Annotated in this window: 21 protein-coding genes and 1 tRNA gene; 13 read left to right on the plus strand and 9 right to left on the minus strand. The window is 67.5% G+C overall.

Translation table 11 applies throughout. From position 1 onward, the window contains the following. Positions 1-131: 131 nt before the first annotated feature. Positions 132-1,196 carry an N-acetyl-gamma-glutamyl-phosphate reductase gene (argC, locus tag ACWJIO_RS02725; RefSeq protein WP_480311226.1) on the minus strand — a complete coding sequence of 355 codons (1,065 nt, stop codon included), beginning with the start codon at positions 1,194-1,196 and terminating at the stop codon, positions 132-134. A gap of 77 nt (positions 1,197-1,273) precedes the next feature. Here argC and ribBA point away from each other — a divergent pair, with 77 nt between their 5' ends. After that, complete coding sequence (ribBA, locus tag ACWJIO_RS02730; protein WP_480311227.1) at positions 1,274-2,974, plus strand: bifunctional 3,4-dihydroxy-2-butanone-4-phosphate synthase/GTP cyclohydrolase II; 1,701 nt, start codon at positions 1,274-1,276, stop codon at positions 2,972-2,974. Positions 2,975-3,013: 39 nt separating this feature from the next. Here ribBA and ACWJIO_RS02735 read toward each other — a convergent pair whose 3' ends face one another. Then, complete coding sequence (locus tag ACWJIO_RS02735; RefSeq protein ID WP_480311229.1) at positions 3,014-3,454, minus strand: peptidylprolyl isomerase; 441 nt, start codon at positions 3,452-3,454, stop codon at positions 3,014-3,016. Between the two features lie 96 nt (positions 3,455-3,550). On the opposite strand from ACWJIO_RS02735, the gene mtnP reads away from it, so the two are divergent. Next, positions 3,551-4,507 carry an S-methyl-5'-thioadenosine phosphorylase gene (gene mtnP, locus ACWJIO_RS02740; RefSeq protein WP_480311230.1) on the plus strand — a complete coding sequence of 319 codons (957 nt, stop codon included), beginning with the start codon at positions 3,551-3,553 and terminating at the stop codon, positions 4,505-4,507. 25 nt (positions 4,508-4,532) lie between these two features. Here mtnP and murQ read toward each other — a convergent pair whose 3' ends face one another. Genes murQ through dnaK form a run of 4 tightly spaced genes read right to left on the minus strand, consistent with a single transcriptional unit; the run spans position 4,533 to position 9,453 of the window. Beyond that, positions 4,533-5,468 (minus strand): N-acetylmuramic acid 6-phosphate etherase, encoded by a 936-nt coding sequence (gene murQ / locus ACWJIO_RS02745; protein ID WP_480311232.1) that lies wholly within the window; start codon positions 5,466-5,468, stop codon positions 4,533-4,535. Continuing rightward, a complete protein-coding gene (locus ACWJIO_RS02750) occupies positions 5,465-5,929 on the minus strand; it encodes a DUF3110 domain-containing protein (RefSeq protein WP_480311234.1) in 465 nt (154 codons plus the stop codon). The genes murQ and ACWJIO_RS02750 overlap by 4 nt, the downstream gene beginning before the upstream one ends. Before the next feature lie 39 nt (positions 5,930-5,968). Then, the gene (locus tag ACWJIO_RS02755) at positions 5,969-6,982 is read right to left on the minus strand and encodes a DnaJ domain-containing protein (RefSeq protein ID WP_480311515.1); all 1,014 of its coding nucleotides are present in this window, start codon (positions 6,980-6,982) and stop codon (positions 5,969-5,971) included. An 11-nt stretch (positions 6,983-6,993) separates the two neighbouring features. After that, on the minus strand, positions 6,994-9,453 hold the full coding sequence (gene dnaK / locus ACWJIO_RS02760) for a molecular chaperone DnaK (RefSeq protein ID WP_480311236.1): 2,460 nt from the start codon (positions 9,451-9,453) through the stop codon (positions 6,994-6,996). A 148-nt stretch (positions 9,454-9,601) separates the two neighbouring features. On the opposite strand from dnaK, the gene pstC reads away from it, so the two are divergent. The 3 genes from pstC to pstB all read left to right on the plus strand — a co-directional run bounded on the left by pstC (position 9,602) and on the right by pstB (position 12,361). Then, positions 9,602-10,567 carry a phosphate ABC transporter permease subunit PstC gene (gene pstC, locus ACWJIO_RS02765; RefSeq protein ID WP_480311238.1) on the plus strand — a complete coding sequence of 322 codons (966 nt, stop codon included), beginning with the start codon at positions 9,602-9,604 and terminating at the stop codon, positions 10,565-10,567. A 128-nt stretch (positions 10,568-10,695) separates the two neighbouring features. Beyond that, positions 10,696-11,499: a phosphate ABC transporter permease PstA gene (pstA, locus tag ACWJIO_RS02770; protein ID WP_480311516.1), complete on the plus strand. Its 804-nt coding sequence runs from the start codon at positions 10,696-10,698 to the stop codon at positions 11,497-11,499. Between the two features lie 34 nt (positions 11,500-11,533). After that, positions 11,534-12,361: a phosphate ABC transporter ATP-binding protein PstB gene (gene pstB / locus ACWJIO_RS02775; RefSeq protein WP_480311240.1), complete on the plus strand. Its 828-nt coding sequence runs from the start codon at positions 11,534-11,536 to the stop codon at positions 12,359-12,361. A gap of 52 nt (positions 12,362-12,413) precedes the next feature. Here the strand turns inward: pstB and ACWJIO_RS02780 are convergent. Further along, positions 12,414-12,500 (minus strand) — tRNA-Ser (locus tag ACWJIO_RS02780). 38 nt (positions 12,501-12,538) lie between these two features. On the opposite strand from ACWJIO_RS02780, the gene ACWJIO_RS02785 reads away from it, so the two are divergent. The 6 genes from ACWJIO_RS02785 to ACWJIO_RS02810 all read left to right on the plus strand — a co-directional run bounded on the left by ACWJIO_RS02785 (position 12,539) and on the right by ACWJIO_RS02810 (position 16,264). After that, positions 12,539-12,907, plus strand: a complete 369-nt coding sequence (locus ACWJIO_RS02785) for a 2Fe-2S iron-sulfur cluster-binding protein (RefSeq protein WP_480311241.1) — start codon at positions 12,539-12,541, stop codon at positions 12,905-12,907. Further along, positions 12,904-13,851 carry an inositol monophosphatase family protein gene (locus ACWJIO_RS02790; protein WP_480311243.1) on the plus strand — a complete coding sequence of 316 codons (948 nt, stop codon included), beginning with the start codon at positions 12,904-12,906 and terminating at the stop codon, positions 13,849-13,851. The genes ACWJIO_RS02785 and ACWJIO_RS02790 overlap by 4 nt, the downstream gene beginning before the upstream one ends. Positions 13,852-13,881: 30 nt before the next feature. Further along, entirely contained in the window at positions 13,882-15,072 is a 1,191-nt protein-coding gene (locus ACWJIO_RS02795; protein WP_480311245.1) for an ATP phosphoribosyltransferase regulatory subunit, read from the plus strand. Positions 15,073-15,098: 26 nt separating this feature from the next. Then, a complete protein-coding gene (locus ACWJIO_RS02800; protein WP_480311246.1) occupies positions 15,099-15,329 on the plus strand; it encodes an indolepyruvate ferredoxin oxidoreductase subunit alpha in 231 nt (76 codons plus the stop codon). Between the two features lie 51 nt (positions 15,330-15,380). Then, positions 15,381-15,821, plus strand: a complete 441-nt coding sequence (locus ACWJIO_RS02805) for a hypothetical protein (protein ID WP_480311247.1) — start codon at positions 15,381-15,383, stop codon at positions 15,819-15,821. A gap of 209 nt (positions 15,822-16,030) precedes the next feature. Beyond that, positions 16,031-16,264, plus strand: a complete 234-nt coding sequence (locus ACWJIO_RS02810; RefSeq protein ID WP_480311249.1) for a hypothetical protein — start codon at positions 16,031-16,033, stop codon at positions 16,262-16,264. A 904-nt stretch (positions 16,265-17,168) separates the two neighbouring features. Here the strand turns inward: ACWJIO_RS02810 and ACWJIO_RS02815 are convergent. Both ACWJIO_RS02815 and ACWJIO_RS02820 read right to left on the minus strand, forming a co-directional pair. Beyond that, positions 17,169-17,594 (minus strand): transposase, encoded by a 426-nt coding sequence (locus ACWJIO_RS02815; protein ID WP_480311250.1) that lies wholly within the window; start codon positions 17,592-17,594, stop codon positions 17,169-17,171. 1,136 nt (positions 17,595-18,730) lie between these two features. After that, positions 18,731-18,955 carry a hypothetical protein gene (locus tag ACWJIO_RS02820; protein ID WP_480311251.1) on the minus strand — a complete coding sequence of 75 codons (225 nt, stop codon included), beginning with the start codon at positions 18,953-18,955 and terminating at the stop codon, positions 18,731-18,733. Positions 18,956-20,483: 1,528 nt separating this feature from the next. Here ACWJIO_RS02820 and ACWJIO_RS02825 point away from each other — a divergent pair. Both ACWJIO_RS02825 and htpG read left to right on the plus strand, forming a co-directional pair. Further along, positions 20,484-20,723 carry a hypothetical protein gene (locus tag ACWJIO_RS02825; protein WP_480311253.1) on the plus strand — a complete coding sequence of 80 codons (240 nt, stop codon included), beginning with the start codon at positions 20,484-20,486 and terminating at the stop codon, positions 20,721-20,723. A 286-nt stretch (positions 20,724-21,009) separates the two neighbouring features. Continuing rightward, positions 21,010-22,962, plus strand: a complete 1,953-nt coding sequence (htpG, locus tag ACWJIO_RS02830; RefSeq protein ID WP_480311254.1) for a molecular chaperone HtpG — start codon at positions 21,010-21,012, stop codon at positions 22,960-22,962. The last annotated feature ends 59 nt before the right edge of the window (positions 22,963-23,021 follow it).

A 23,021-nucleotide genomic window follows, 5' to 3' on the forward strand; every position in this document is an offset into this window, starting at 1 on the left:
CCGGCCAGGCACAGCAGTCAGCTACTTAAACCACCCGTTCACAGCCGCTGCTCGGTTGCCTGACCAGGGGGCTGCAATCCAATCAGTGATCTCAGCAACACGTGCCTCAGGCAACGGGGCGAACCGCCCAGCTAGGGGTAGAAGGGCAGCAAGGGCAGCCCCGTGGTGGCCTCCAGCCCAGCCATCAGATTGAGGCACTGCACCCCTTGGCCCGCCTGGCCCTTCACCAGGTTGTCGATCGCCCCCATCACGATCAGCTGGCCGGTGCGCGGGTCGGCCTGCACCGAGAGCAGGGCGCGGTTGGTCTGACGCACCCACTTGGTGGAGGGGTAGGTACCCACCGGCAGCACCTGCACGCAGGGGCTGTCCGGGTAGGCGGAGCTCAGCACCGTGCGGCAGTCCTCGGCGGTGAGGCCGGGGTCGCGCAGGCGGGCGTAGAGGGTGGCCAGCAGGCCCCGCACCATCGGCACCAGGTGGGGAGTGAACTGCAGCTGGATCGGTTGGCCGGCCACCTGGGTGGCGATCTGCTCGATCTCGCTGGTGTGGCGGTGGCCCACCACGCCGTAGGGGGCGATCGCCTCGGCGGCCTCAGCCAGCAGCAGGTGTTCCTTGGCGGCGCGACCGCCGCCGCTGGTGCCGGTCTTGGCGTCGATCACGATGCCGCTAGTGTCGATCAGGCCCTGCTTGAGCAGGGGCAGCAGACCCAGCAGGGAGGCGGTGGGGAAACAGCCGGGGGCGGCCACCAGGCGCGCTGTGGCCAGGCGGCGGCCCTCCCACTCGGGCAGGCCGTAGACCGCTTCGGCGCAGAGGTCGGCGTCTGTGCGGGGCACCGCCTCGGCCTCGGCGCTGTACGCCGCCTGCCAGGCCTCCAGGGAGCGGTAGCGGTAGTCGGCGGAGAGATCCACCACCCGCACGCCGCGCTCCAGCAGCGGCGGCACCAGCTGGGCGGCGAGGCCGTTCGGCAGGCTCAGCACGGCGAAGTCGGCGGCGGCGGCGATCGCGTCGGGATCAGGGCTCTGCACCAGCGGATCGCCCGGCAGGGGCAGGAAGGGCGTGATCGCGCTCCAGCGTTTGCCGCTGCTGCGCTCGCCCCCCAGGAAGCTCACCTCAAAGCCGGGATGGCCCTGCAGCAGCCGCAGGGTCTGGAGGCCGCCATAGCCGCTGGCACCGATCACCGCGACGCGCGTGCTGGCCATGGCTGAGCCCCGATGGAGAGGTGGTGCGGGCTTTATAAAGGATGATTGCACCGGGCCCCTGGGTCCGACCGCCCCCGTTGACCGCCCTGAGCAACCCATCCGTCGCCAGCTCCGAGGCGGCCGTGACCGGTGCCATCCGCTTCGATGCCATCGCCGATGCCCTCGCCGCGATCCGCAACGGTGAATCGATCGTGGTGGTGGACGACGAAAACCGCGAAAACGAAGGCGACCTGATCTGCGCCGCCCAGTTCGCCACCCCCGAGCAGATCAACTTCATGGCCACCCAGGCGCGGGGCCTGATCTGCCTGGCCATGGAGGGTGAGCGCCTCGATGCCCTCGATCTGCCCCTGATGGTGGATCGCAACACCGACGAGAACCAGACGGCCTTCACCGTGAGCGTCGATGCCGGCCCGGAGAACGGGGTGAGCACCGGCATCTCCGCCGATGACCGGGCCCGCACCATCCAGGTGGCCATCCATCCCGCCAGCCGCCCCAGCGACCTGCGCCGGCCGGGCCACATCTTTCCGCTGCGGGCGCGCCAGGGGGGCGTGCTCAAGCGGGCGGGCCACACCGAAGCCGCCGTGGATCTGGCCCGGCTGGCCGGCCTTTACCCCGCCGGAGTGATCTGCGAAATCCAGAATGCCGATGGCTCGATGGCGCGGCTGCCCCAGCTGGCCGCCTACGCCCGCCGCCATGGTCTGCGCCTGATCAACATCGCCGATCTGATCGGCTACCGCCTCGACACGGAGCGCTTCGTGCGCCGCCAGGCCGAGGCGGCCCTGCCCAGCAGCTTCGGGGAGTTCCGGGCGATCGGTTACCGCAATGAGCTCGATGGCAGCGAGCATGTGGCCATCGTCAAGGGCCATCCCGACCAGGCCACCGCCCCCGTGCTGGTGCGCGTGCACAGCGAGTGCCTCACCGGCGATGCCTTCGGCTCCCTGCGCTGTGACTGCCGGCCTCAGCTGGAGGCGGCCCTGCGGATGCTGGAAGAGGCCGGCGAAGGGGTGGTGGTGTACCTGCGCCAGGAGGGCCGCGGCATCGGCCTGATCAACAAGCTCAAGGCCTACTCGCTTCAGGACACGGGCCTCGACACGGTGGAGGCCAACGAGCGGCTGGGCTTCCCCGCCGACCTGCGCAACTACGGCGTCGGCGCCCAGATCCTCAGCGACCTGGGCGTGCAGCGGCTGCGCCTGATCACCAACAACCCCCGCAAGATTGCCGGCCTCGGCGGCTATGGGCTGGAGGTGGTGGACCGCGTGCCCCTGGTGATGGATCCCGGCACCCACAACGCGGCCTACCTGGCCGTGAAGCGCTCCAAGCTCGGCCACCTGATGGGAGACGGGCCGAGCTGCCCCCTGGGGCTCACCGCCGTGCTGGCCTGGAGTGGCGTCGCCGACGAGTCAGGCGGACTACCGGACGCCGCCCGGTCGGAGCGGCTGGACCATCTGCAGGCCTGGGCCCTGGAGCAGGGGCTGCTGCTGGGGCGCGAGGAACACCCCCGCCTGCTGGCCCTGCTGAACCAGCCCGGCCTGGCTCTGCTGCTCAGTTCAGGGCGGGGGGCAGACGGCCTGCGGGAGCAGGGCATCAGCGACCTTCTACGCCGGCTGGCCGCCTGGCCCCACACCGAAAGCGTGGCGCTGCTGCTCACCCCCGATGCCCAGCGCACGGCCCATCCCAGCGCCCAGCTGCAATGCCAGCACCGCCCCCTGGCGGAGCTCCAGGGGGGCGGTGTGGCGGGGCTGCCGCTGCAGGCCGAGGCCTTTCTGGTCTGGCGCTGAGCCCGGCAGCGACCGCAGCGGATCGATCGCGCGGCAAGCTCAGTCCTGAATGGTCAGCTTGTTGATCTTGCTGCCGTTCTTGAGGGCCTGCACCACATCCATGTTGGTGGTGTGGCCGAACACGGTGTGCACGCCGTCGAGGTGGGGCTGGGCCTCATGGCAGATGTAGAACTGCGAGCCGCCGGTGTTCTTGCCGGCATGGGCCATGGCCAGGGTGCCAGACCTGTGCTTCTGGCCGTTGATCTCGCAGTCGATGTGGTAGCCGGGGCCGCCGGTGCCGGCCATGCCTGGGGCGCCGTCGCGGCTGTTGGGGCATCCGCCCTGGGCCATGAACCCCGGGATCACCCGGTGGAAGGCAAGGCCGTCGTAGAAGCCCTCCTTGGCCAGCTTGGTGAAGTTGGCAACGGTGTTCGGAGCGTCAGTGTCAAAGAGCTCCAGCTCGATGCTGCCGGCGTCCGTCTCCATCAGGGCTTTGGTCATGGGGGAATGGCAGAAAGCACGACTGTATGGGGCCGGCACGACAATGGGGCCGGTTTGCGCCGCCTGCCAGAGCGCGGCTCCCACCCGAAGCCCCCAATGCCCACACCCCCCATCACCACCACCCCCGCCCCTGCCGAGCAGGCCCCCACCAGTGCCGCGCCCGATCTGCGCCGAGCCCGCCTCGGCGTGCTCGGCGGCAGCGGCCTCTACGCCATGGACGGGCTGGAGGACATGCGCGAGATCAGCGTCGAAACGCCCTACGGCCCCACTTCCGACAGCCTGCGGCTGGGACGGATCAACGACCTGGAGGTGGTGTTTCTGGCCCGCCATGGCCGCCACCACAGCTTCACGCCGAGCGAGGTGCCCTACCGGGCCAACCTCTGGGCCCTGCGCTCGCTGGGCGTGCGCTGGATCCTGTCGGTGTCGGCGGTGGGATCCCTGCAGGAGCAGTTCCGGCCCCTCGACATGATGGTGCCCGATCAGTTCATCGATCGCACCCACCAGCGCCCCCTCACCTTCTTCGGCGAGGGGGTGGTGGCCCATGTGACCGCGGCCGATCCCTTCTGTGGCGCCCTCAGCCGCCTGCTGGCGGATGTGGGCGACAGCCTGATGCCGCCGGGTCGGCACATGCACCGTGGCGGCACCTACCTGTGCATGGAGGGGCCGGCCTTCTCCACCAGGGCCGAGTCCGAGCTCTACCGCAGCTGGGGCTGCGGCGTGATCGGCATGACCAACCACACCGAGGCCCGCCTGGCCCGCGAGGCCGAGATGGCCTACGCCACCCTGGCGATGGTGACCGACTACGACTGCTGGCACCAGGAGCACGCCTCGGTGACGGTGGAGCTGGTGATCGACAACCTGCGCTCCAATGCCTCCCTGGCCCAGCAGATCGTGCGGCTGGCGGCCGAGCGGGTGGGCGAGCTGCGGCCCAGCAGCAGCTTTCACCAGGCCCTGCGCCATGCCCTGATGACGCCGGCCGAGCAGGTTCCCGCCGAAACGCGCCGCCGCGTGGACCTGTTCACCAGCCCCTACTGGGGGCCGTTCAGCGGCTGATCGCCCCGGCCGCTGCAGGGCCTGCTCAGCCCAGCGTGGCGCCCAGGGCAGCGAGGGTGCGGCGCAGGCTGGGCCCATGGGCCGTCAGGGCCTCGCCAGCAGCGGCGGCCTCCAGCCCGGTGGCCTGCATCAGCAGGGCCAGTTTCACGGAACCGCCCGAGCGCTCCAGCAGTGCCACGCCAGCGCCCCGCTCCACCCCGGCCAGGTCGCGCAGGATGCGCAGGGCCCGGTCCTCCAGCTTGGCGTTGGTCACCGCCACATCCACCATGCGGTTGCCATACACCTTGCCCAGGCGCACCATCACGCCGGTGGAGAGGATGTTGAGCGCCATCTTGGTGGCCGTGCCCGCCTTGAGGCGGGTGGAGCCCGCCAGCAGCTCGGGGCCGGTGAGCAGGCGGATGTCGATGCTGCAGGGCATCGGCACCTGGTCGGCGGGCACGCAGGCCATGGCGATGGCCAGGGCGCCGATGGCCGAAGCGTGGGCCAGGCCGCCGAGCACATAGGGGGTGGTGCCCCCGGCCGCAATTCCCACCAGGCAGTCGCCCGGCCCGAAGTCCAGAGCCTGCAGATCGCTGCGGCCCGCGTCTTCCAGGTCTTCCAGCCCCTCGGAGCTGCGCAGCAGGGCCGGCGCCCCGCCCGCCAGCACCCCCTGCACCAGCTCCGGCGGGCTGCAGAAGGTGGGCGGGCACTCCGCCGCATCCAGCACCCCCAGCCGTCCAGAGGTACCGGCCCCGAGGTAGTAAAGACGCCCCCCGGCCCGCAAGCGGTCGGTGATCGCCTCGATAGCGATCGCGAGGGCTGGAGCGGCGGCGGCCACGGCCCGCTGGGGTTCGAGGTCGTTGAGGATGAACAGCTCCACCAGCTCGGCAGTGGCCAGCTCATCGAGCCTGGAACTGAGAGGGTTGGCCTGTTCGGTGAGCAAGTGGCCCCGATCGGGGCCGGCGGCCGTGGCCGGGCTCACAGCAGGCCCTCCAGCTGGCGACGAAAGGCCTCCAGCTCGGGATCGCCGCTGCTGATGGGCTCAGCCGGGGGCTGCTCCACTGCTGGATCCATGCCCGACCGGCCCGCACCTTGAGGGGCTTCCGAGGCGGCCACGGCGGCGGTCTGCTCCTGCCAGCTGGTCACGTCCATGTTCCGCTCCGGCGGCGCGATCAGCAGCCGGTCCTCGGGGCTCTGGGGCAGGAAGCCCACGGGCACGAAGCGGGCCTCGTAGCCCGCTTCCAGGCAGAACTGCTCCATCTCCGGTCGCTCCAGGGCCTCCACACAGGGCACGGGAAAGTCCTGGGCCTCCAGCAGGCCTCCATAGCGTTCAGCGTCATCGCGGGCCTCGAACATCAGCACCACGGTGCGGCCGTTGATCTCGAGGGAATGGATGCCCTCCTGATCGGTTCCGGGATCGAAGAGCAGCACGTGCACCGGCATGGGAGGAGGTGTGAGGAGGGGCGCAGATGATCCACTCTCTCACCGCCCGGCTTGCTCCTGGGCGGCCTCCTCGGCCGCATGGTCAGCGAGCTCCTGGAGGCGGCCATAGAGGGCGACTTCGGCGTCCTCCAGCTGGTCCGGCAGCACGATGCGCACCTCCACCAGCTGGTCGCCGCGCTGGTCGCCCCACTCCATGCCCCGGCCCCGCAGCCGCAGCAGCCGTCCACTGGAGGAGCAGGGCGGCACCGTGAGTTTCACCGGACCCCGCAGGGTGGGCACCACCACCACACAGCCCAGGGCCGCTTCGGCGGGAGTGAGATCGAGGCTGAACTGCACCCGCAGGCCATCGATGCGCAGCCCCTCCTCCGTGCGCACCCGCAGCTGCAGAAAGTGATCGCCGCCGCCGGGGACAACCCCCTCCAAGCGCAGCCTCCAGCCATCGCCCGCCATGGCCGGCGTCCACACTTCCACGGCGGTGCCGTCGGGGAGCTCCAGCTCCACCCGCTCCCCCTGCAGCGCCTGCTCAGGGGTGAGGACCACCGTGCTCTCGGCATCAGTGCTGGCCTGCACCGGCGGTGGCGGCGGCGGCGAGGCCGTCACGGAGCCCCCGGACCCTCCCTGGCCGCCGGCATGGCCCCTGCTGGCATCGGCGTGGGGGTCGACGTCGCTGCGCTCGTCTTCGAAACCGCTCTCATCGTGCTCCCAGCGGCTGTCTGGATCGTCCACCGGGGCGGAGCGGCTGCGCTGCCGCTGGCCGAAGAGCGCCTCGAGGTAGGTCTCGAAACTCGGAAAGCCGCTGGCAAAGGGGTCACTTGGCGCCACGGTCCCGGCCCCCTCGCCTCGCTCCCAGGCAGCCCGCCGCCGGGGATCGGAGAGCACCGCATAGGCCTCATTGACCAGCTTGAAGCGCTCCTCGGCCGTGGGGTCGTTGCCGTTGAGATCGGGGTGAAAACGCCTGGCCTGGGACCTAAAGGCCCGCTTCAGGCTGGGGAGATCGGCACCTGGATCAAGGCCGAGCACCGCCCAGTAGTCCGATGGGGCCGAGGAACGCACTGCCACAGGAGTCAGCCGTCTGCCCAGGGGTCATCATCCGGCACCCTGGCAGCAGGACGGGTCTGAGCGGAGCCGTCCTGCGAAAAGCCCCGGCCGGTGGGGTCGGCCGGCTCGGCGGGTCGCCGGCGGGTCCGGTTCAGCTCGAGGTCTCGGTCCCCGGCGCTGCCATCCCTGGCGTCATCCCAGCGGGTGGCGTTCCCGCGATCGTCATCCCTCTGGCCGTCCCAGGCCTCGGGGCTTCGGGCCGGAGTGGCCCTGCGCGGCGGGTCGTCCTGGTAACGATCACTGGAGCTGGCGTAGCCCCTCGACTCGTCAGCACGAACGCCATAACCCTGGTCTGAATAGGCGCTGTCGCTAGCGCCGCGATCGCCGTAGCTGCGGTCGCTGTAACCGGCGTCGCCGTAGCCGCGGTCGTTGTAGCCGCGATCACCGTAGCCGCGATCGCCGTAGCCGCGATCGATGTCACTGCGGCCCGGGGAGCCCAGGTTGTCGTAGCCGCCCCGGGAGCGGCCGGAGCCCATGGCCCAGGGGTCACTGCCAGGGCGGCTCCAGTCATCCCAGTCGTCGTCATCGCTGAACAGCTCATCCTTGAGCGAGCCCAGGGTGTTCTTGAGGCCCTGAAGCGGGCCCTGCTCACTGCGGCGCTCGCTCAGCAGGCGCCGGTTCAGGGCGTACACCGCCTCCTGCAGCTGACTCACCGACAGCTCCAGCTCACCGGCATCGCTGCTGCCGCTCTGCTCCAGGGCCATCAGGTCCTGCACGTCGCGCAGGGCCACCTCCACAGCCCGCTGCTGACGCTCGGCGCCGTAGGGGCCAAGTTCCAGGGAGGCATCGCGCAGCCGCCGTTCCGCCTGCGCGATCAGGGTGAGGGCCTTGTTGCGGCGGTCGAGCGTGGCCCGCTTGCGCCGGTCTTCAGCCGCCTTCTCCTCAGCCTCCTGCAGCAGCCGGGCGATCTCCTCCTCGCTGAGGTTGGAGCCTCCCTGGATGCTCACGCTCTGCTGGCGGCCCGTGGTGCGGTCGGTGGCAGACACCTGCAGCAGGCCGTTGGCGTCAATGTCGAACGACACCTGCACCTGGGGCACCCCCCGGGGAGCCGGCGGGATGCCGGAGAGGCGGAAGCGGCCGAGACTCTTGTTGTCGACGGCCATCTGACGCTCCCCCTGCAGCACGTGGATCTCCACGGAGTTCTGGTTGGCCTCCGAGGTGCTGAACAGGTCGCTCTTGCGCACCGGGATCGACGTGTTGCGGGGGATCAGCACCTTCATGGCGCCGCCGATCGTCTCCAGACCCAGACCGAGGGGCGTCACGTCATTGAGCATCAGGTCGCGCAGCTCACCGGTGAGGATGCCGGCCTGCACCGCAGCGCCGATCGCCACCACCTCATCGGGATTCACCGACTGACAGGGCTCCCGCGGCACCAGGGTGCGCACCATCTCCTGCACCATCGGCATGCGGGTGGAGCCCCCCACCAGCACCACGTCGTCGATCTCATCGGCCGCCAGGTTGGAATCGCGCAGGGCGCGCTGCACCGGGCGCAGCAGCCGATCCAGCAGATCCGGGCACAGGGCCTCGAAACGGCGGCGCTCCAGGCTGGTCTCGATGTGCAACGGGCCCTCGGAGCCCGTGGCGATGAAGGGGAGCGAGATCGGCGTGCTCTGGACCCCACTGAGCTCCATCTTGGCCTTCTCCGCCGCCTCGGTGAGGCGTTGCAGGGCCTGGCGGTCACGGCGCAGGTCGAGGCCGTGTTCCTGCTGGAAGCCATCGGCCAGCCAGTCCACGATGCGGCGGTCCCAGTCGTTGCCCCCCAGCTGGGTGTCGCCGCTGGTGGCCTTCACATCGAACACCCCCTGGGCGATCCGCAGCACCGACACGTCGAAGGTGCCGCCGCCGAGGTCGAACACCAGCACCCGCTTCACGGCGGAGCGATCGAAGCCGTAGGCCAGCGCCGCCGCCGTGGGCTCGTTGAGGATCCGTTCCACGCTGAGGCCCGCCAGGCGGCCGGCGTCGCGGGTGGCCTGGCGCTGGGCGTCATTGAAGTAGGCGGGAACCGTGATCACGGCTGCCTCCACCGGCTCCCCGAGATAGGTGGCGGCATCGTCCACCAGCTTGCGCAGGATGCTGGCCACCAGCTCCTCCGGCGCGTACTCGCGCTCGGTGGCTGGGCACACCACCCGCACGTTGCCCTGGTCGTTGGCGCGGATCGTGTAGGGCACGCCCAGGCTCGATTCCTCGAGCTCGTCCCAGCGGCGCCCCACGTAGCGCTTGAGGTTGGCAAAGGTGTTGCGGGGATTGAGCACCAGCTGGCGCCGGGCCAGCTGGCCCACCAGCAGCTCCTGCTCCCGGTTGAAGCCCACCACCGAGGGGGTGGTACGGCTGCCCTCGGCGCTGGCGATCACCGCTGGACGGCCGCCCTCCAGCACCGCCACCACCGAATTGGTGGTCCCGAGGTCGATGCCGACGATGCGACCCATGAACTGCGTGGCCCCGTCACCCCTGTGGCGCCCCAAAACTACCGGGCTGGCCGGCGTTAATCACGACTTAATGCATCGGCAGGGAGTGCTTCGTACATTCCTGGGGACCGGACCGCCCGTGGACTGACCACAGCGCACCCGGATCACCATGACCGCAGCCGTGCAACCTGCAGCCAGCGACGACGCCTTCACGCTGCGTCGACGACCCCCCTCAGACAAGCTGGTGGACATCGGTTTCCGCCAGCTCACCCTCTGTCTGGCCTCGGTAGTGGCCATTGCCCTGCTGGGCATCTTCATCGTGGTGCTGCGGGGTTCCCAGGACGCCATCCAGGCCTTCGGACTGCGTTTCCTCACCACCTCGGCCTGGGATCCGGTCAACGATCAGTACGGCGCCCTGATCGCCATCTACGGCACCCTGGTGAGCTCCCTGCTGGCCCTGCTGATCGCCGTCCCCCTGGGAGTCGGCACGGCCATCTTCATCACCGAAGACCTGGTGCCGCCCTTCGTGCGCAGCGCCGTGGGCCTGATGGTGGAACTCCTGGCCGCCATCCCCTCGGTGGTGCTGGGCCTCTGGGCCATCTTTGTGATGGAGCCTGCGATCCGGCCGGCCCTGAATCTCCTGCATGGCCTGCTGGGCTGGTCGCCCCTGTTTGACACCGTGCCGCGCGGACCGGGCATGGCGCCGGCGATCCTGATCCTGGTGGTGATGATCCTGCCGATCATCACCTCGATCTCCCGCGATGCCCTCAACCAGGTGCCGATCGAACTGCGCCAGGGGGCGTACGGCGTGGGCACCACGCGCTGGGGGGCCATCACCAGCGTGATCCTGCCGGCGGCCGTCTCGGCCATCACCGGCGGAGTGATGCTCGCCCTGGGCCGGGCCATGGGGGAAACCATGGCCGTGACCATGATCATCGGCAACGCACTCAACTTCAGCTTTTCCCTGTTGGCTCCAGGCAACACGATTGCCGCGATGCTCGCCAACCAGTTCGGTGAGGCCAGCGGCATCCAGGTGTCGGCACTGATGTATGCGGCCCTGGTGCTGATGGTGCTCACCTTTCTCGTCAACGTGTTGGCCCAGTGGCTGGTGCGTCGTCTCAGCCTCCGCTACTGATCTTCCCCATGGCGACCATCTCCACCGCACGCGACGAACGCGAGCTCTCTGACAGCTTGTTTGTGAGGCGGCCCCTCACCTTCGACCGCTCCCTGAAGCGCAACCGCATCAATCGGCTCTGCAGCGGTATGGCCGGGCTGTTTGCCGTTACGGCGGTTTTGCCCCTGTTCCTGGTGATTCTCTATGTGCTCCTGCAGGGCGGCCGGCTGATCAGTTTCAGCATGTTCACCGAGCTGCCGCCTCCTCCTGGCCTGGACGGCGGCGGCATCGGCAATGCGGTGCTGGGCACCATGCTGGTGACCCTGATCGCCTCCCTGATCGCCGTACCGATCGGTGTGGGGGGTGGGATCTACCTCACGGAATATTCCCAGAGGGGTTGGTTTGCCAAGTTCGTGAGCTTCGGCAACGACGTGCTGGCCGGCGTGCCCTCGATCATCTGCGGCGTGTTCGTCTACGGCATCGTGGTGGCAACCCGCATCTTCTTTGATCAGAGCTACAGCGCCATGGCGGGTGGGATCGCCCTGGCCACTCTGATGCTGCCCACGGTGATCAAAACCACCGATGAGGGCCTCAAGCTCGTGCCCCAGGAACTGCGCTGGGGCGCCTATGGCGTGGGGGCCTCCAAGTTTGTGACGGTGATGCGCATCACCCTGCCGGCAGCGTTCACGCCCATCGCCACGGGCGTGGTGCTCGGCATTGCCCGGGCTGCCGGGGAAACCGCACCGCTGATCTTCACGGCCCTGTTTTCACCCTTCTGGCCGGAGGGGGTGTTCAACCCGATCGCCACCATGTCGGTGTTGATCTTCAACTTCGCGATCATGCCCTACGAGGCCCAGAACGAGCTGGCCTGGGCGGCCTCCTTCGTGCTGGTGATGATGATTCTTGTGGCCAACCTGCTGGCCCGCTGGATCGCCAGTTTCTCTCGCGCCTGAGCGCCACCTGGTTCTTACCTCCCCCTCCCATCCCATGACCACCGCCAGCACCATCAGCATGTCTCCCACCCCGGCCTCCGCCCCCGACACCTGTCTGGCCCTGGAGAACGTGACCATCTCCTACGGCAGTTTCGAGGCCGTGAAGAATGTCTATATGGACATTCCGCGGGGCAAGGTGACAGCCTTCATCGGCCCCTCCGGCTGCGGCAAATCCACGGTCTTGCGGGCACTCAACCGCATGAATGACCTGATCCCCGGCTGCCACCTCAAGGGCCGCGTGGTGTTTGACGGGCACGACATCTACGCGCCCAATGTGGATGCGGTGGAAGTGCGCAGACGCATCGGCATGGTGTTTCAGAAACCCAATCCCTTCCCCAAGACGATCTACGAAAACATCGCCTTCGGCGCCCGCATCAACGGCTATCGAGGCGACATGGATGAGCTGGTGGAGCGCTCCCTGCGCAAGGCAGCGGTGTGGGACGAGTGCAAGGACAAACTCAAGGAGAGTGGCCTGGCCCTCTCGGGCGGCCAGCAGCAACGCCTCTGCATCGCCCGGGCGATCGCTACCGAACCGGAGGTGATCCTGATGGATGAACCCTGCTCCGCCCTCGATCCGATCTCCACCCTCAAGATCGAGGAGACGATGCATGAGCTCAAACGCAGCTACACGATCGTGATCGTGACCCACAACATGCAGCAGGCCGTGCGGGTGGCGGATCTCACCGCCTTCTACAACGCCGAAGCGGTTTCAGGTGGCTCCGGCAAGGTGGGCTATCTGGTGGAGTTCAGCGAAACTGAAAAGATCTTCAACAATCCAGCCCAGCAATCCACCCAGGATTACGTCACTGGCCGCTTCGGCTGAAGCCAGCCGTTCAGCGAGCATGAAAAAGCCAGCACGAAGGCTGGCGGGGAAGCGGAGAGGGAGGGATTCGAACCCTCGATAGAGTTGCCCCTATACAGCATTTCCAGTGCTGCGCCTTCGACCACTCGGCCACCTCTCCAGCGGCTAAATGGGGCACTCAGGTGGCAATGTAGCAGCATGACCACGACGTACCCGATCACCGTCCACTGGCGCCAGAGCGGACGCACCATCCGCCATCAGGTGCCGGAGGGGGCCTACATCCTGCGCAGTTTTGAGGAGCAGGGTGATCCTCTGCCATTCAGCTGCCGCAACGGCTGCTGCACCGCCTGCGCCGTGCGGGTGATCAGCGGCAGCATCGATCACCGCGAGGCCCTTGGTCTCTCGCGCGAGCTGCGCGAGCGGGGCTACGGGCTGCTCTGCGTGGCCCGGGCCATCGGCCCCCTGGAGGTGGAAACCCAGGATGAGGACGAGGTCTACGACCTGCAGTTCGGCCGCTACTTCGGCCGCGGTCAGGTGCGCGCCGGCCTGCCCCTGGATGAGGAATGAGCGGCCCTGAGGCCGCCTCCGATCGGGCCCTGGCCCAGTCGGGCCTGACGCCCTCCGAGCGGGACGACCTGCTGGCCGTGGCCCGGCGGGCGGCGCAGGCCGGCGGCGCCCTGCTGAGCCAGCAGTTCGGCCGCGTGCGCCGGGTGAAGGAAAAGGGTCGCTGTGGCGATCTGGTCACGGAGGCGGACCTGGCCGCCGAGGCCGCGGTGCTGGCCCTGCTGCAGCGGGAAACGCCTGAGTTCGGGGTGCTGGCCGAGGAGAGCGGCCGGCGCAGCGGCCAGGGCTCCTTTGAGTGGTGCGTCGATCCGCTCGACGGCACCACCAACTTCGCCCATGGCTACCCGTTCTTCGGCACCTCAGTGGGGCTGTGCTGGCAGGGCACACCCCTGCTCGGCGCCCTGGCGGTGCCTGCCCTGCAGGAGCTCTACTGGGCCGCGCCCGGCCTGGGCAGCTGGTGCGACGACCAGCAAACCGGCACCAGCCAGCGGCTGCAGGTGAGCAGCTGTGCGCGCCTGCAGGACGCCCTGCTGGTGACCGGCTTCGCCTACGACCGCTTCCAGCGGCTGGACAACAACTACGCCGAGTTCGCCTACTTCACCCACCGCACCCATGGGGTCAGGCGTGGCGGGGCCGCCGCGGTGGACCTGGCCTTCGTGGCCGCCGGCCGAGTCGATGGCTACTGGGAGCGCGGTCTCTCCCCCTGGGACCTGGCCGCGGGCGTCGTGCTGGTGGAACAGGCCGGCGGACGGGTGAGCAGCTATGGGGGCGGCCCGCTGCTGCTGGAGCAGGGCCGGCTGATTGCCTGTGCGCCCGCCCTGCAGCCAGCGCTGATCGAGGGCCTGGCCGCCTGTCGGCCGCTGGCCGGCGCCAGCTTCGGAGCTCCGGAGCTGGATAGGGCAGCCGAGACCGCCGAAGCCGCTGGGGCAACCCAGGCCGCTCCATAGGATCGGGCGGCGTTCCAACCGCCTGCCTCCATGGCCCTGCAACCCGCCGCCGGCGCCCGGGATCTGAACCCGCGCCAGGTGGAGCGCAACCGGCGCATCTGTGCCGATCTGGCGGCGATCTACCGGCTGTGGGGCTACCAGGAAGTGGCACCGCCCGGCTTTGAGCGCCTCGACACCCTGGCCGCGGGCGGCGGTATCGATGGCCGCGAGCTGGTGCGCCTGGCCGCCGACGAGCCCCTCGGCCTGCGGCCGGAGTTCACCGCCTCGATCGCCCGGGCCGCCAGCACCCGCATGGCCGAACGCCCCAGGCCCCTGCGCCTCTGGACCGAGGGCAGCACCTTCCGCAGCAGCGTGGGCGACTCCGGCCTGCAGCGGATCCATGAGCAGCTGCAGAGTGGCGTGGAGCTGCTGGGGGAACCCTCGGCGGCAGCCGATGCCGAGCTCACCCGGCTGCTGCTGGCGGCGGCCGGCAGCCTGGGCCTGCGCCAGGAGCACAGCCCCAGGCTGCTGGTGGGCCACCACGGCGTGCTCAGGGCCCTGCTGCAGCAACTGCCAGCGGCCCAGCAGGCAGCGGCCCGGGCTGCCCTCACCAGCTTCGATCCGATCGCCCTGGAGCAGCTCCAGCTGCAGGGCACCGATCGCCAGCGGCTCAGTGCCCTGATGCGCCTGCGGGGCGACGCCTCCCAGGTGCTCTACCAGCTGGAGCAGTGGCTGGGTCCGATCCCCCTGCTCGATGAGCTCAGCCACACCCTGGCGGTGGTCACCCCGGCGGCGCAGCGGCTCGGGGTGGAGGTGCAGCTCGATCCCACCTACCAGCCCCACTTCGCTCTCTACGACGGGCTCGTGCTGAAGCTGGTGTGCCAGGGGCCCGACGCCCCGGTGGCGATCGCCGGGGGCGGCCGCTACGACGCCCTGGTGGGGCGCTTCAGCGGCGCGGGACAGGCCGCCGCAGGCGTGGGCTTCGCCTTTCATGTGGAGGCGGTGCGCGAACTCCTGGCTGCCGGTGGGGGCAGCGGCGCGGCAGACGAGTCCGGCAACGGCCCAGAGCTGGTGGCCTACGGCGCCCCGCAGCAGCTGGCCCAGGCCCTCGACAGCCTCGAAGCCCTGCACCGCAGCGCCATCAAGGCCGAGCTGCTGCCGGGTGCGTTCAGCAGCCACGCGGCCGCTGAGGCGGTCGCCCGCGAGCGCGGTTGCTCGAAGCTGCACTGGCTGGCTCCCTAGGATCCGCCCCAGTCACCCCCGCCCCGATGGCCCACACGATCGTCACCAACATCTGTGAAGGGGTGGCCGATTGTGTGGATGCCTGTCCGGTGGCCTGCATCCACCCCGGCCAGGGCGCCAACACCAAGGGCACCGGCTTTTACTGGATCGATTTCGACACCTGCATCGACTGCGGCATCTGCCTGCAGGTGTGTCCGGTGAGCGGCGCGATCCTGCCGGAGGAGAAGCCGGGGTTGCAGCAGGGCGGCTTCCAGTAAGTTTCAGGCTCCGAATCCCTTCCTATGACCTGGATTGGCACCAGCCTTGCGATGCTCTCGACCTTCGCGATCACCGCCGTGTCGGGGCTCGCCCCGGCCCAGGCCAGCTGCAGGTTCCTGGTCCCCTTGGGGGGAGGTGGTGAGCCGGTGGTGAGCAAACAGATCGGTCCCGATCGGGCCCTGGGCCGCACCAACTGGAACACCGATTTCGTGGTGGACCGGGATTACAAGAGCTATCGCTTCTTCTTCACCTCCGCCTCCTCGGAGCGCGCCCTCTTTCCGATTGCGGGGTTCATGGTGTTCACCGATGGGGCCAATCTGCAGGTGATCAACGAAACACCCACGTTCAATCCAGGCGAGGGGCGGGAGTTCGGCCCCTTCAAGGCCGTGCCTGGCCGTCGCAGCCGACTGATGAACTTCCGCGTGGGCTCCAGCAGCCATCCCGGCTCCCTGGGGTTCAGCTATCGGATTTCCGTGAAGGGCTGTGAGTAGGGACCTCCCCCAAGGGCAGGCGGGTTGAGCCATCCATGGGGTCGATCGCGCTACGCGTGGTTGGCCACCTGGCTGGTGTTGGCCGTGCTGGCCTCGGCCCTGCTACCTGGCTCCGAGCCCCAGGGGCAACGGCAGCCGGGGGGAAGGGAACGGCTGCGCCGCGAACTGCGCAAGTTCTGACCCTGGGCGGCCGGATCCAGAGGAGACTGGTGCAGCAGCCTGCCCGGACGCCCGTGATCTTCGATCAGCTGTCTGTCGACCGGATCGGCCGCTTTGGGATCCGTGCCCTGCGCATCGTCGCCAGCACGATCGCCATCGTCGCCGCGGTGCGGGGCGAGTGGGGCACGGGCGTCAGCGGCGGCCTGGCCTGGCTGCTGTTCGTGCAGGTGGAGCGCAACCTGCCTCCGGCTACCGGGGTTGACAGCGACAGCGGGCCCCGCTAGTACGTGTGTACTTGTTCCCTGGCCGATGGCTGTCGCCTCCCCCTATGCCGTCTTTCGCGCGGCGGATGTGCCTTGGTTCACCGCGGTTCCGCCGCCAGCCGCGCGACGGGCAGCGGCGCCAGGCCAGCCGCGCCCAAGCGCCCGCAACCGTCCGAGCACAATTGGTGCCACCGCGGCGGCCGTGGAGCAGCCCGGCTGGGAGGCACTGATCCAGGGTGAACTGTTTGCTGCTGCTGGCCCGTGGTCTTAGGCCTGGTTGCCCCCCAAACGCTGGCTCGGCGTAACCCCCTGCCGGGATGGATCCTGAGCGCACACCGTTGCCAGTGGGACTGTGCTGTGAGCCGAACAGGGCCATGAATCCAAAGGGGGGGGGGCCACCCCGCAGGCAAGCTGACTGTGCCAATGCGGCTTGGAAGAGCGGGGTGGCCAGTCACGCAGCGAACACGTTGTTCGTGAGCCTGAATCAACTCCACAACCCGAATCCCACCAACTCCTGGGGCTGCATGCCGGTAAGCCGATTGGGAACAGGACGCCCTTCCTTGAGGACGATTCAGACTCCCAGCCAGAGCAGCCCGCACGGTTGCCCTCCGCCATGAGAAACACCAAATCATCTCCTGAATTCCGATGAGGAGAAGACTAGTCAGTAAAGCCGATACCAAGTGACTCGACGGGTCGATGCCCAAGCACTGGGGCCAATACCACTGTGGTGAAGATCTATAAACGACAGCGGCGGTGCCATATCGAACTTCCACGCTGGAATCAAAATCGGCAATGACCTAAGCCATGCCTACGCTTCGCAATACCGGCGCCGCAGGAGCAAATGGATCAAGCGCAGGTTGCCACGGTGCTCCTGGCTTCACCAATCCTTGCTTCCCCCTAGGTGGTTCCTGCGGCTTCTTTGGGATCAACTGCATGAACGATTTCCCCGATGGTGCGGCTTGCGGCCCCTTTGGCAATGGTGCCCCTTCCTGGTCTGGTGCCTCTCCGGTTCGCGCTTGCAGGACTTGTTCTTCGTGGGACTCGGAGCGGCGATCAAGCTGGCGTCGACGATCGTGCCCTGCTTCATGGGCATGCCCTGTTCCTTGAGATGAGCCTTGACCATCTCAAAGATATCCTCGCCCGAGCTGTTCGTCTGCGGGAGGTGCCGGACAGCCAGGATTGTGGTCTGATCCGGAGTTCGGTAATTGAGTATGTCGACTCTCCCGAACCGCCACCTGCTTGGGACCCCGATCAGGGCCTCCTCCATTGCTGGATCGCTGGGCGAGTACCACTTCTGCATCAGATGGATCGTCGGCATAGTGGCCAGCGGGTACAGAGACCTTGCGCCCATCTGGCTCGTTTTGGGTAACGGGGCTCGATGAGCTAGTTCAGTGACTGCCTGAGATTCACAGCCTCCATCTCAGCCAGAAACTTCTCACGCTTGGTCTGCTACTTGGCAATCGTCAGCTTGTAGTCAGAAATGACGAGATGCTTGCCTCCCATCAACCCACTCCTGGCTTGCGGCGAATAAGCCATTGCTCCGCAGTTGGACTCGATTGTCCAGAGTCTCCCAAGCATGAAGAGTCACTACGGGTTCACGCAGAGAGGCAGATAGCCTGCATAGAGTTAAACCGAAAATAATAACCACTATCTCAAATAATGACTCGTCTGAGCAACACAGGCACAGTCGGCCAGAATGGCGCCAATTCGGGCCAGAACGGCCTCCCAGGAGTCGCCTTCACGCAAGCGGCCACTGGTGGTGGTGACGGTGTTGCAGGCACCGATGGTCAACTCAACCGGCCCCAGGGCACGCCTGGGGGGCCTGGGGGTGACGGGGGTGCAGGAGCCAGAGGGCACCGCGGTGGCAACGGTGGGGATGGAGACTCAGGCGGCAGTGGTGGCCTGGGCCTCTCCATTGGCCGCAATCAAGTGAGCAATAGGAACTCCCGTTTCATCATCCTGGGCACCGGCGGCAAGGGTGGCCATGGGAGAGGGGGTGGGACAGGTGGAATGGGTGCCCCTGGGCAACAGGGAGGTGGCGGAGGTACCGGCGGCGATGGCGGCAACGCGTTCGGGAGCTTCACCGGCATTCTTGGTCAGCCTGGCGGCGTGGGCGGAGACGGCGGCAAAGGCGGCAAAGCCGGTGATGGAGGTTCAGGGGGTTCAGGGGGCGGCGGCGGCGGCGGCGGCCGGGGCGGCACGGGCGTGGTGTTCCGAGGACGGGTTGCCCTGGGCAGTCGAGCCGACGTGATCATTGGCCGTGGTGGGCTCGGCGGCCATGCTGGTTGGGGCGGCGCAGGCGGCGGAGCGGGACTGGCTGGCAGCGCAGGCTCTGGGGGCGCAGGAGGACTGGGGGGAACGAGCTTCATTGTGGCAAGGGCCACCGATGGCACGCCAGGCGCTCCGGGAGATCCTGGCGTGGCGGGCCCTGCAGGACTGCGTGGCAATGACGGACTCACTGGAGTGCAGGGATATGGCATCTTTACCTCAGGTGTCTTGAACACTCGCCGTGGCAATGACCGCGTGGATGCAAGAAGTGGTGGCTTCGGGGGTGGAGGAACCATCAACCTTGGCAAGGGCAACGACAAGGCCTATGGCTTCGGCCAAATCACATTGAATGGCCAGGCTGGCCGCGATCGGCTGTTCCTGCCAGGCTCTGCCAGTGATTACACCACTCGCAGGTTCGGGAAGCAGGGGATCGAGTTTTCCCAAGGATCAACAACACTCACTGCCATTAGTTTCGAGCGAATCTCGTTCCTGGGTTAAATCGCGCAGCGCCTCCAAGGCGCTGGCTCCTGCCCGCGTTGGCTTCCCCCATCTCCCCGACCATCGGGTCCGAGGAGATCAGCCAGCCTGGGCGCTGCCTTGCCGGCATGACCCATCCTGGAGAAGTGTTGAGAGCTTGTTGTTGCCAGTGGGAGTGTGCTTTGAGCCGAACAGGGCCATGAACCCAGGGGAGTGATCCACCCCGCAGGCAAGCTGACTACGCCAATGCGACTTGGAAAAGCGGGGTGCCCAGTGAGTCAGAGAGCACGTTGTTTGTGAGCCTGAATCAACTCCACGGCCCGAATTTCGCCAACTCCTAGGGGTAGCTGCATGCCGGTAAGCCGATTGGGGACAGGATGCGCTTCCTCAAGGACGACCTACGTTCCAACTCGGAAAAGCCAGCTCTGCTGGCACTCCGCCAGGAAAGATACCAAATCATTTCCTGAGTTCCGATGCGGAGAAGACTAACCGTTGAAGCGAATACTTAGTGAGCAGACTAGCCAATGTGTAAGCGCGGGGGCTAACAGCATGCTGGTGAAGATTTCTAACAGACGGAAGCAAGACCATGCCAATTTATCATGATGATTTTAAAAATTGCAATGGCTAGGCCATGCCAACTCTTCGAAACACTGGCGTTGCAGGGGCCAATGGCGCCAGCGCAGGTTCCAACGGCACTCCTGGCTTTACCAGTAGATTATTCCTACTTACTCTCCCCGGCCTCAATGGAATCAACGGCACTGATGATTCCCCCAACGGCACGAACGGAGGCCCCGGCGGGCATGGTCCCAATGGTTTCTCCGGGGGGAACGGAGGCAACGGAGGTGCTGGCGCTTCCGGCAGCGACGGCGGCGGCGGCCTCACGATCGGCAGACGGCAGACGCGTAATCGAAGGCAGCGCTTCATCATCGAGGGCACCGGTGGTGAAGGTGGTGATGGCAGGAATGGCGGCAACGGTGGCCTCGGCGGCAATGGACGCAACGGCTCCAGTGGTGGCCGAGGAGGCAATGGTGGAAATGGAATCATCCGGAGCTCGCCAACAGTCCTGTTGGGGCGCGGTGGGGATGGGGGCAGGGGCGGTGATGCCGGTAACGGTGGCAACGCCGGCAGCGGGGGCTCAGGCGGCAACGGCGGCCAGGGTGGCGATGGCGGCCACGGCGTGGTGTTTCAGGGTGCGCGCCTCAGGCTCAGCTCAAAAGCCGATGTGTTGATCGGCCGGGGAGGACTCGGGGGTGTGGGCGGCTTCTCCGGTAGCGGTGGAGCCCCAGGGCTGCGCGGCTTGTCCGGCAATCCTGGTTTAGGCGGATCAGCGGGCATGGGCTGGTCCGGCTCACCACTTCCAGGCCAAGCAGGATCACCTGCAACCAATGGGCTCTTCGGCAGCACAGGCGCCAATGGCACGGCGGGCAGTGGCGGCAGGCGCGGCTTCGGGATCGTCAACAGCGGTGTGGTGAATTCTCTCGGGGGGAGAGATCGGGTGGACGCACGCGACGGTGGTTTCGCAGGTGGCGGCGTGTTCAACCTGGGCGGCGGCAAGGACAGGGCCTACGGCTTCGGCCAGATCACCCTGATCGGAGGAGCAGGAAGGGACGCACTCTTCCTGACCGGCAGCTCCAGTGACTACACAACGAGCAGGATCCGCGGCGGCACAGCCTTCAGCCAGGCGGGCAAGACCCTGCGGGCCATCGGCTTCGAGAGGGTCTCCTTCCTTGGCTGAATCGGCAGATGGAGCGGCTTTGCCAAGGAGCTGTTGAGAGCCGCCCATGACAGCGGCCCCCATCCACGGCCAGTGCGCAAGCACCATGCATCTGCCGCCATAGCGATCGCCTCCCCTTGCGCCGTGTTCCGCGCCACCGACCTGGGCTGGTCTCACGCCGCCGTCACGCCCGTGGGGGCAGCTATGCCTGCGGCTGGGTTTGGGTTTGATCAGCGGCCCTAACCATGGCAGGCGAGCGGGTCGGTTTCCTGCCCATGGCGCCCCCTTGGCGGAACCCCCCGCAGGGATGGATCCTGAACAGCACGACGTTGCCAGTGGGACTGTGCTTCAAGCCGAACAGGGCCAGATCCAGATCCATACCGAAAACATCTTCCCGATCATCAAGAAGGCCGTCTACAGCGGCCATGAAGTGTTCCTGAGGGAACTGGTGAGCAACGGGGTGGATGCCATCAGCAAGCGCCGCATGGCCGCCATGGCCGGCGACTGCAGCGAGGGCGAAGAAGGCAGGATCCAGATCCGTATCGACCGCGAGGCCAAGACCCTCACCATCTCTGACAACGGCATCGGCATGAACGCTGATGAGGTGAAGCGCTACATCAACCAGGTGGCCTTCTCCAGCGCCGAAGACTTCCTCGAGAAGTACAAGAGCGAGGGCGACGCCATCATCGGCCACTTCGGCCTCGGCTTCTACTCCAGCTTCATGGTGGCCAGCCAGGTGGAGCTGGTGACCCTGAGCGCGCGGGAGGGCAGTGAGGCGGTGCGCTGGAGCTGCGATGGCTCCCCCAAGTTCAGCCTTGAGGCCGCGGAACGCAGCGAGCCGGGCACCGATGTGATCCTGCACCTGATGGAGGAGGAACTCGAGTACATCGAGCCCTCCCGCATCCGCACCCTGATCACCACCTACTGCGACTTCATGCCCGTGGCAGTGCAGCTGGAGGGCGAAACCGTCAACAAGCGGGAGGCCCCCTGGCGCAAGAGCGCCCGCGAGCTCAGCGACGACGACTACATCGAGCTCTACCGCTACCTCTACCCCTTCCAGGGCGACCCCCTGCTCTGGGTACACCTCAACACCGACTACCCCTACACCCTGCAGGGCATCCTCTATTTCCCGAAATCCAGCGGCCGGGCCGACTGGGAGAAGGGCGAGATCAAGCTCTACTGCAACCAGGTGTTCGTGAGCGACTCGATCAAAGAGGTGGTGCCCCGCTACCTGCTGCCCCTGCGCGGCGTGATCGACTCGCCCGACATCCCCCTCAACGTGAGCCGCTCGGCCCTGCAGACCGATCGCCGCGTGCGCTCGATCGGGGGCTTCGTGGCCAAGAAGGTGGGCGATCGGCTCAAGGAGCTGCACCGCGACGATCCCAGGCGCTATGCCGAGATCTGGGAATCCGTTGCCCCCTTCATCAAGATCGGCGCCATGGAAGACGACAAGTTCGCCGACCAGGTGGCGGATCTGGTGCTGTTCGGCACCACGGCCGCAGCCACCGACGCTGAACCCGCCGAGGGCACCAGCCTGGATCCGATCCCGGCCGAGGGCGGCAAGGCCTTCACCACCCTGCTGGGCTACCGAGGCCGCCTCAGCGGCGACAACGACAAGCGCGTGCTCTATTGCACCGATGAAGCCGGCCAGGCGGGCCCCCTCGCCCTGTGGAAGAGCCAGGACGCCGAAGTGCTGCTGGCCGACACCTTCATTGACACCCAGTTCATCCCCTGGCTGGAGATGCGCCACGAGGAGCTCAAGTTCCAGCGGGTCGATGCCGAGCTGGATGACTCCCTGCAGGAGAAGGAGAGCGAACTGGCCGATGCCGAGGGCAAGGACAGCTCCGAGAAGCTGCGGGAGCTGTTCAAGGCTGCCCTCAACGACGACCGGGTGACACTCCAGATCCAGGCCCTCAAGGGCGACAACGCCCCCGCCGCCCTGATCCTGCTGCCGGAGCAGATGCGCCGCATCAACGACATGGGTGCCCTGATGGAACAGCGCCTGCCAGGCCTGCCCGATCACCACGTGCTGCTGATCAACCGCCGCCACCGGCTGGTGGAAGGGCTGCTCAAACTCAGCGCCGGCTCGGTGATCACCGGTTCTGGCAGCTCCCCCAGCCAGGAGCTGGCCAGCGCCCTCAGCGCCCACCTCTACGAGATGGCCCGCCTGGCGGTGGGTGGCCTGGAGCCCAACCAGCTGGCCGGCTTCCAGCAACGCAGCGCCGACCTGATGGGTCAGCTGATGGAGCGCGGCCTCTGAGCCCCTGCGGAGATGGCACTTGAGGCCTCGACTCTTTGGTAAAGTCTCCGCTTGGGCTG

Source organism: Paraciimarium castrense LEGE 11436 (assembly GCF_056633055.1).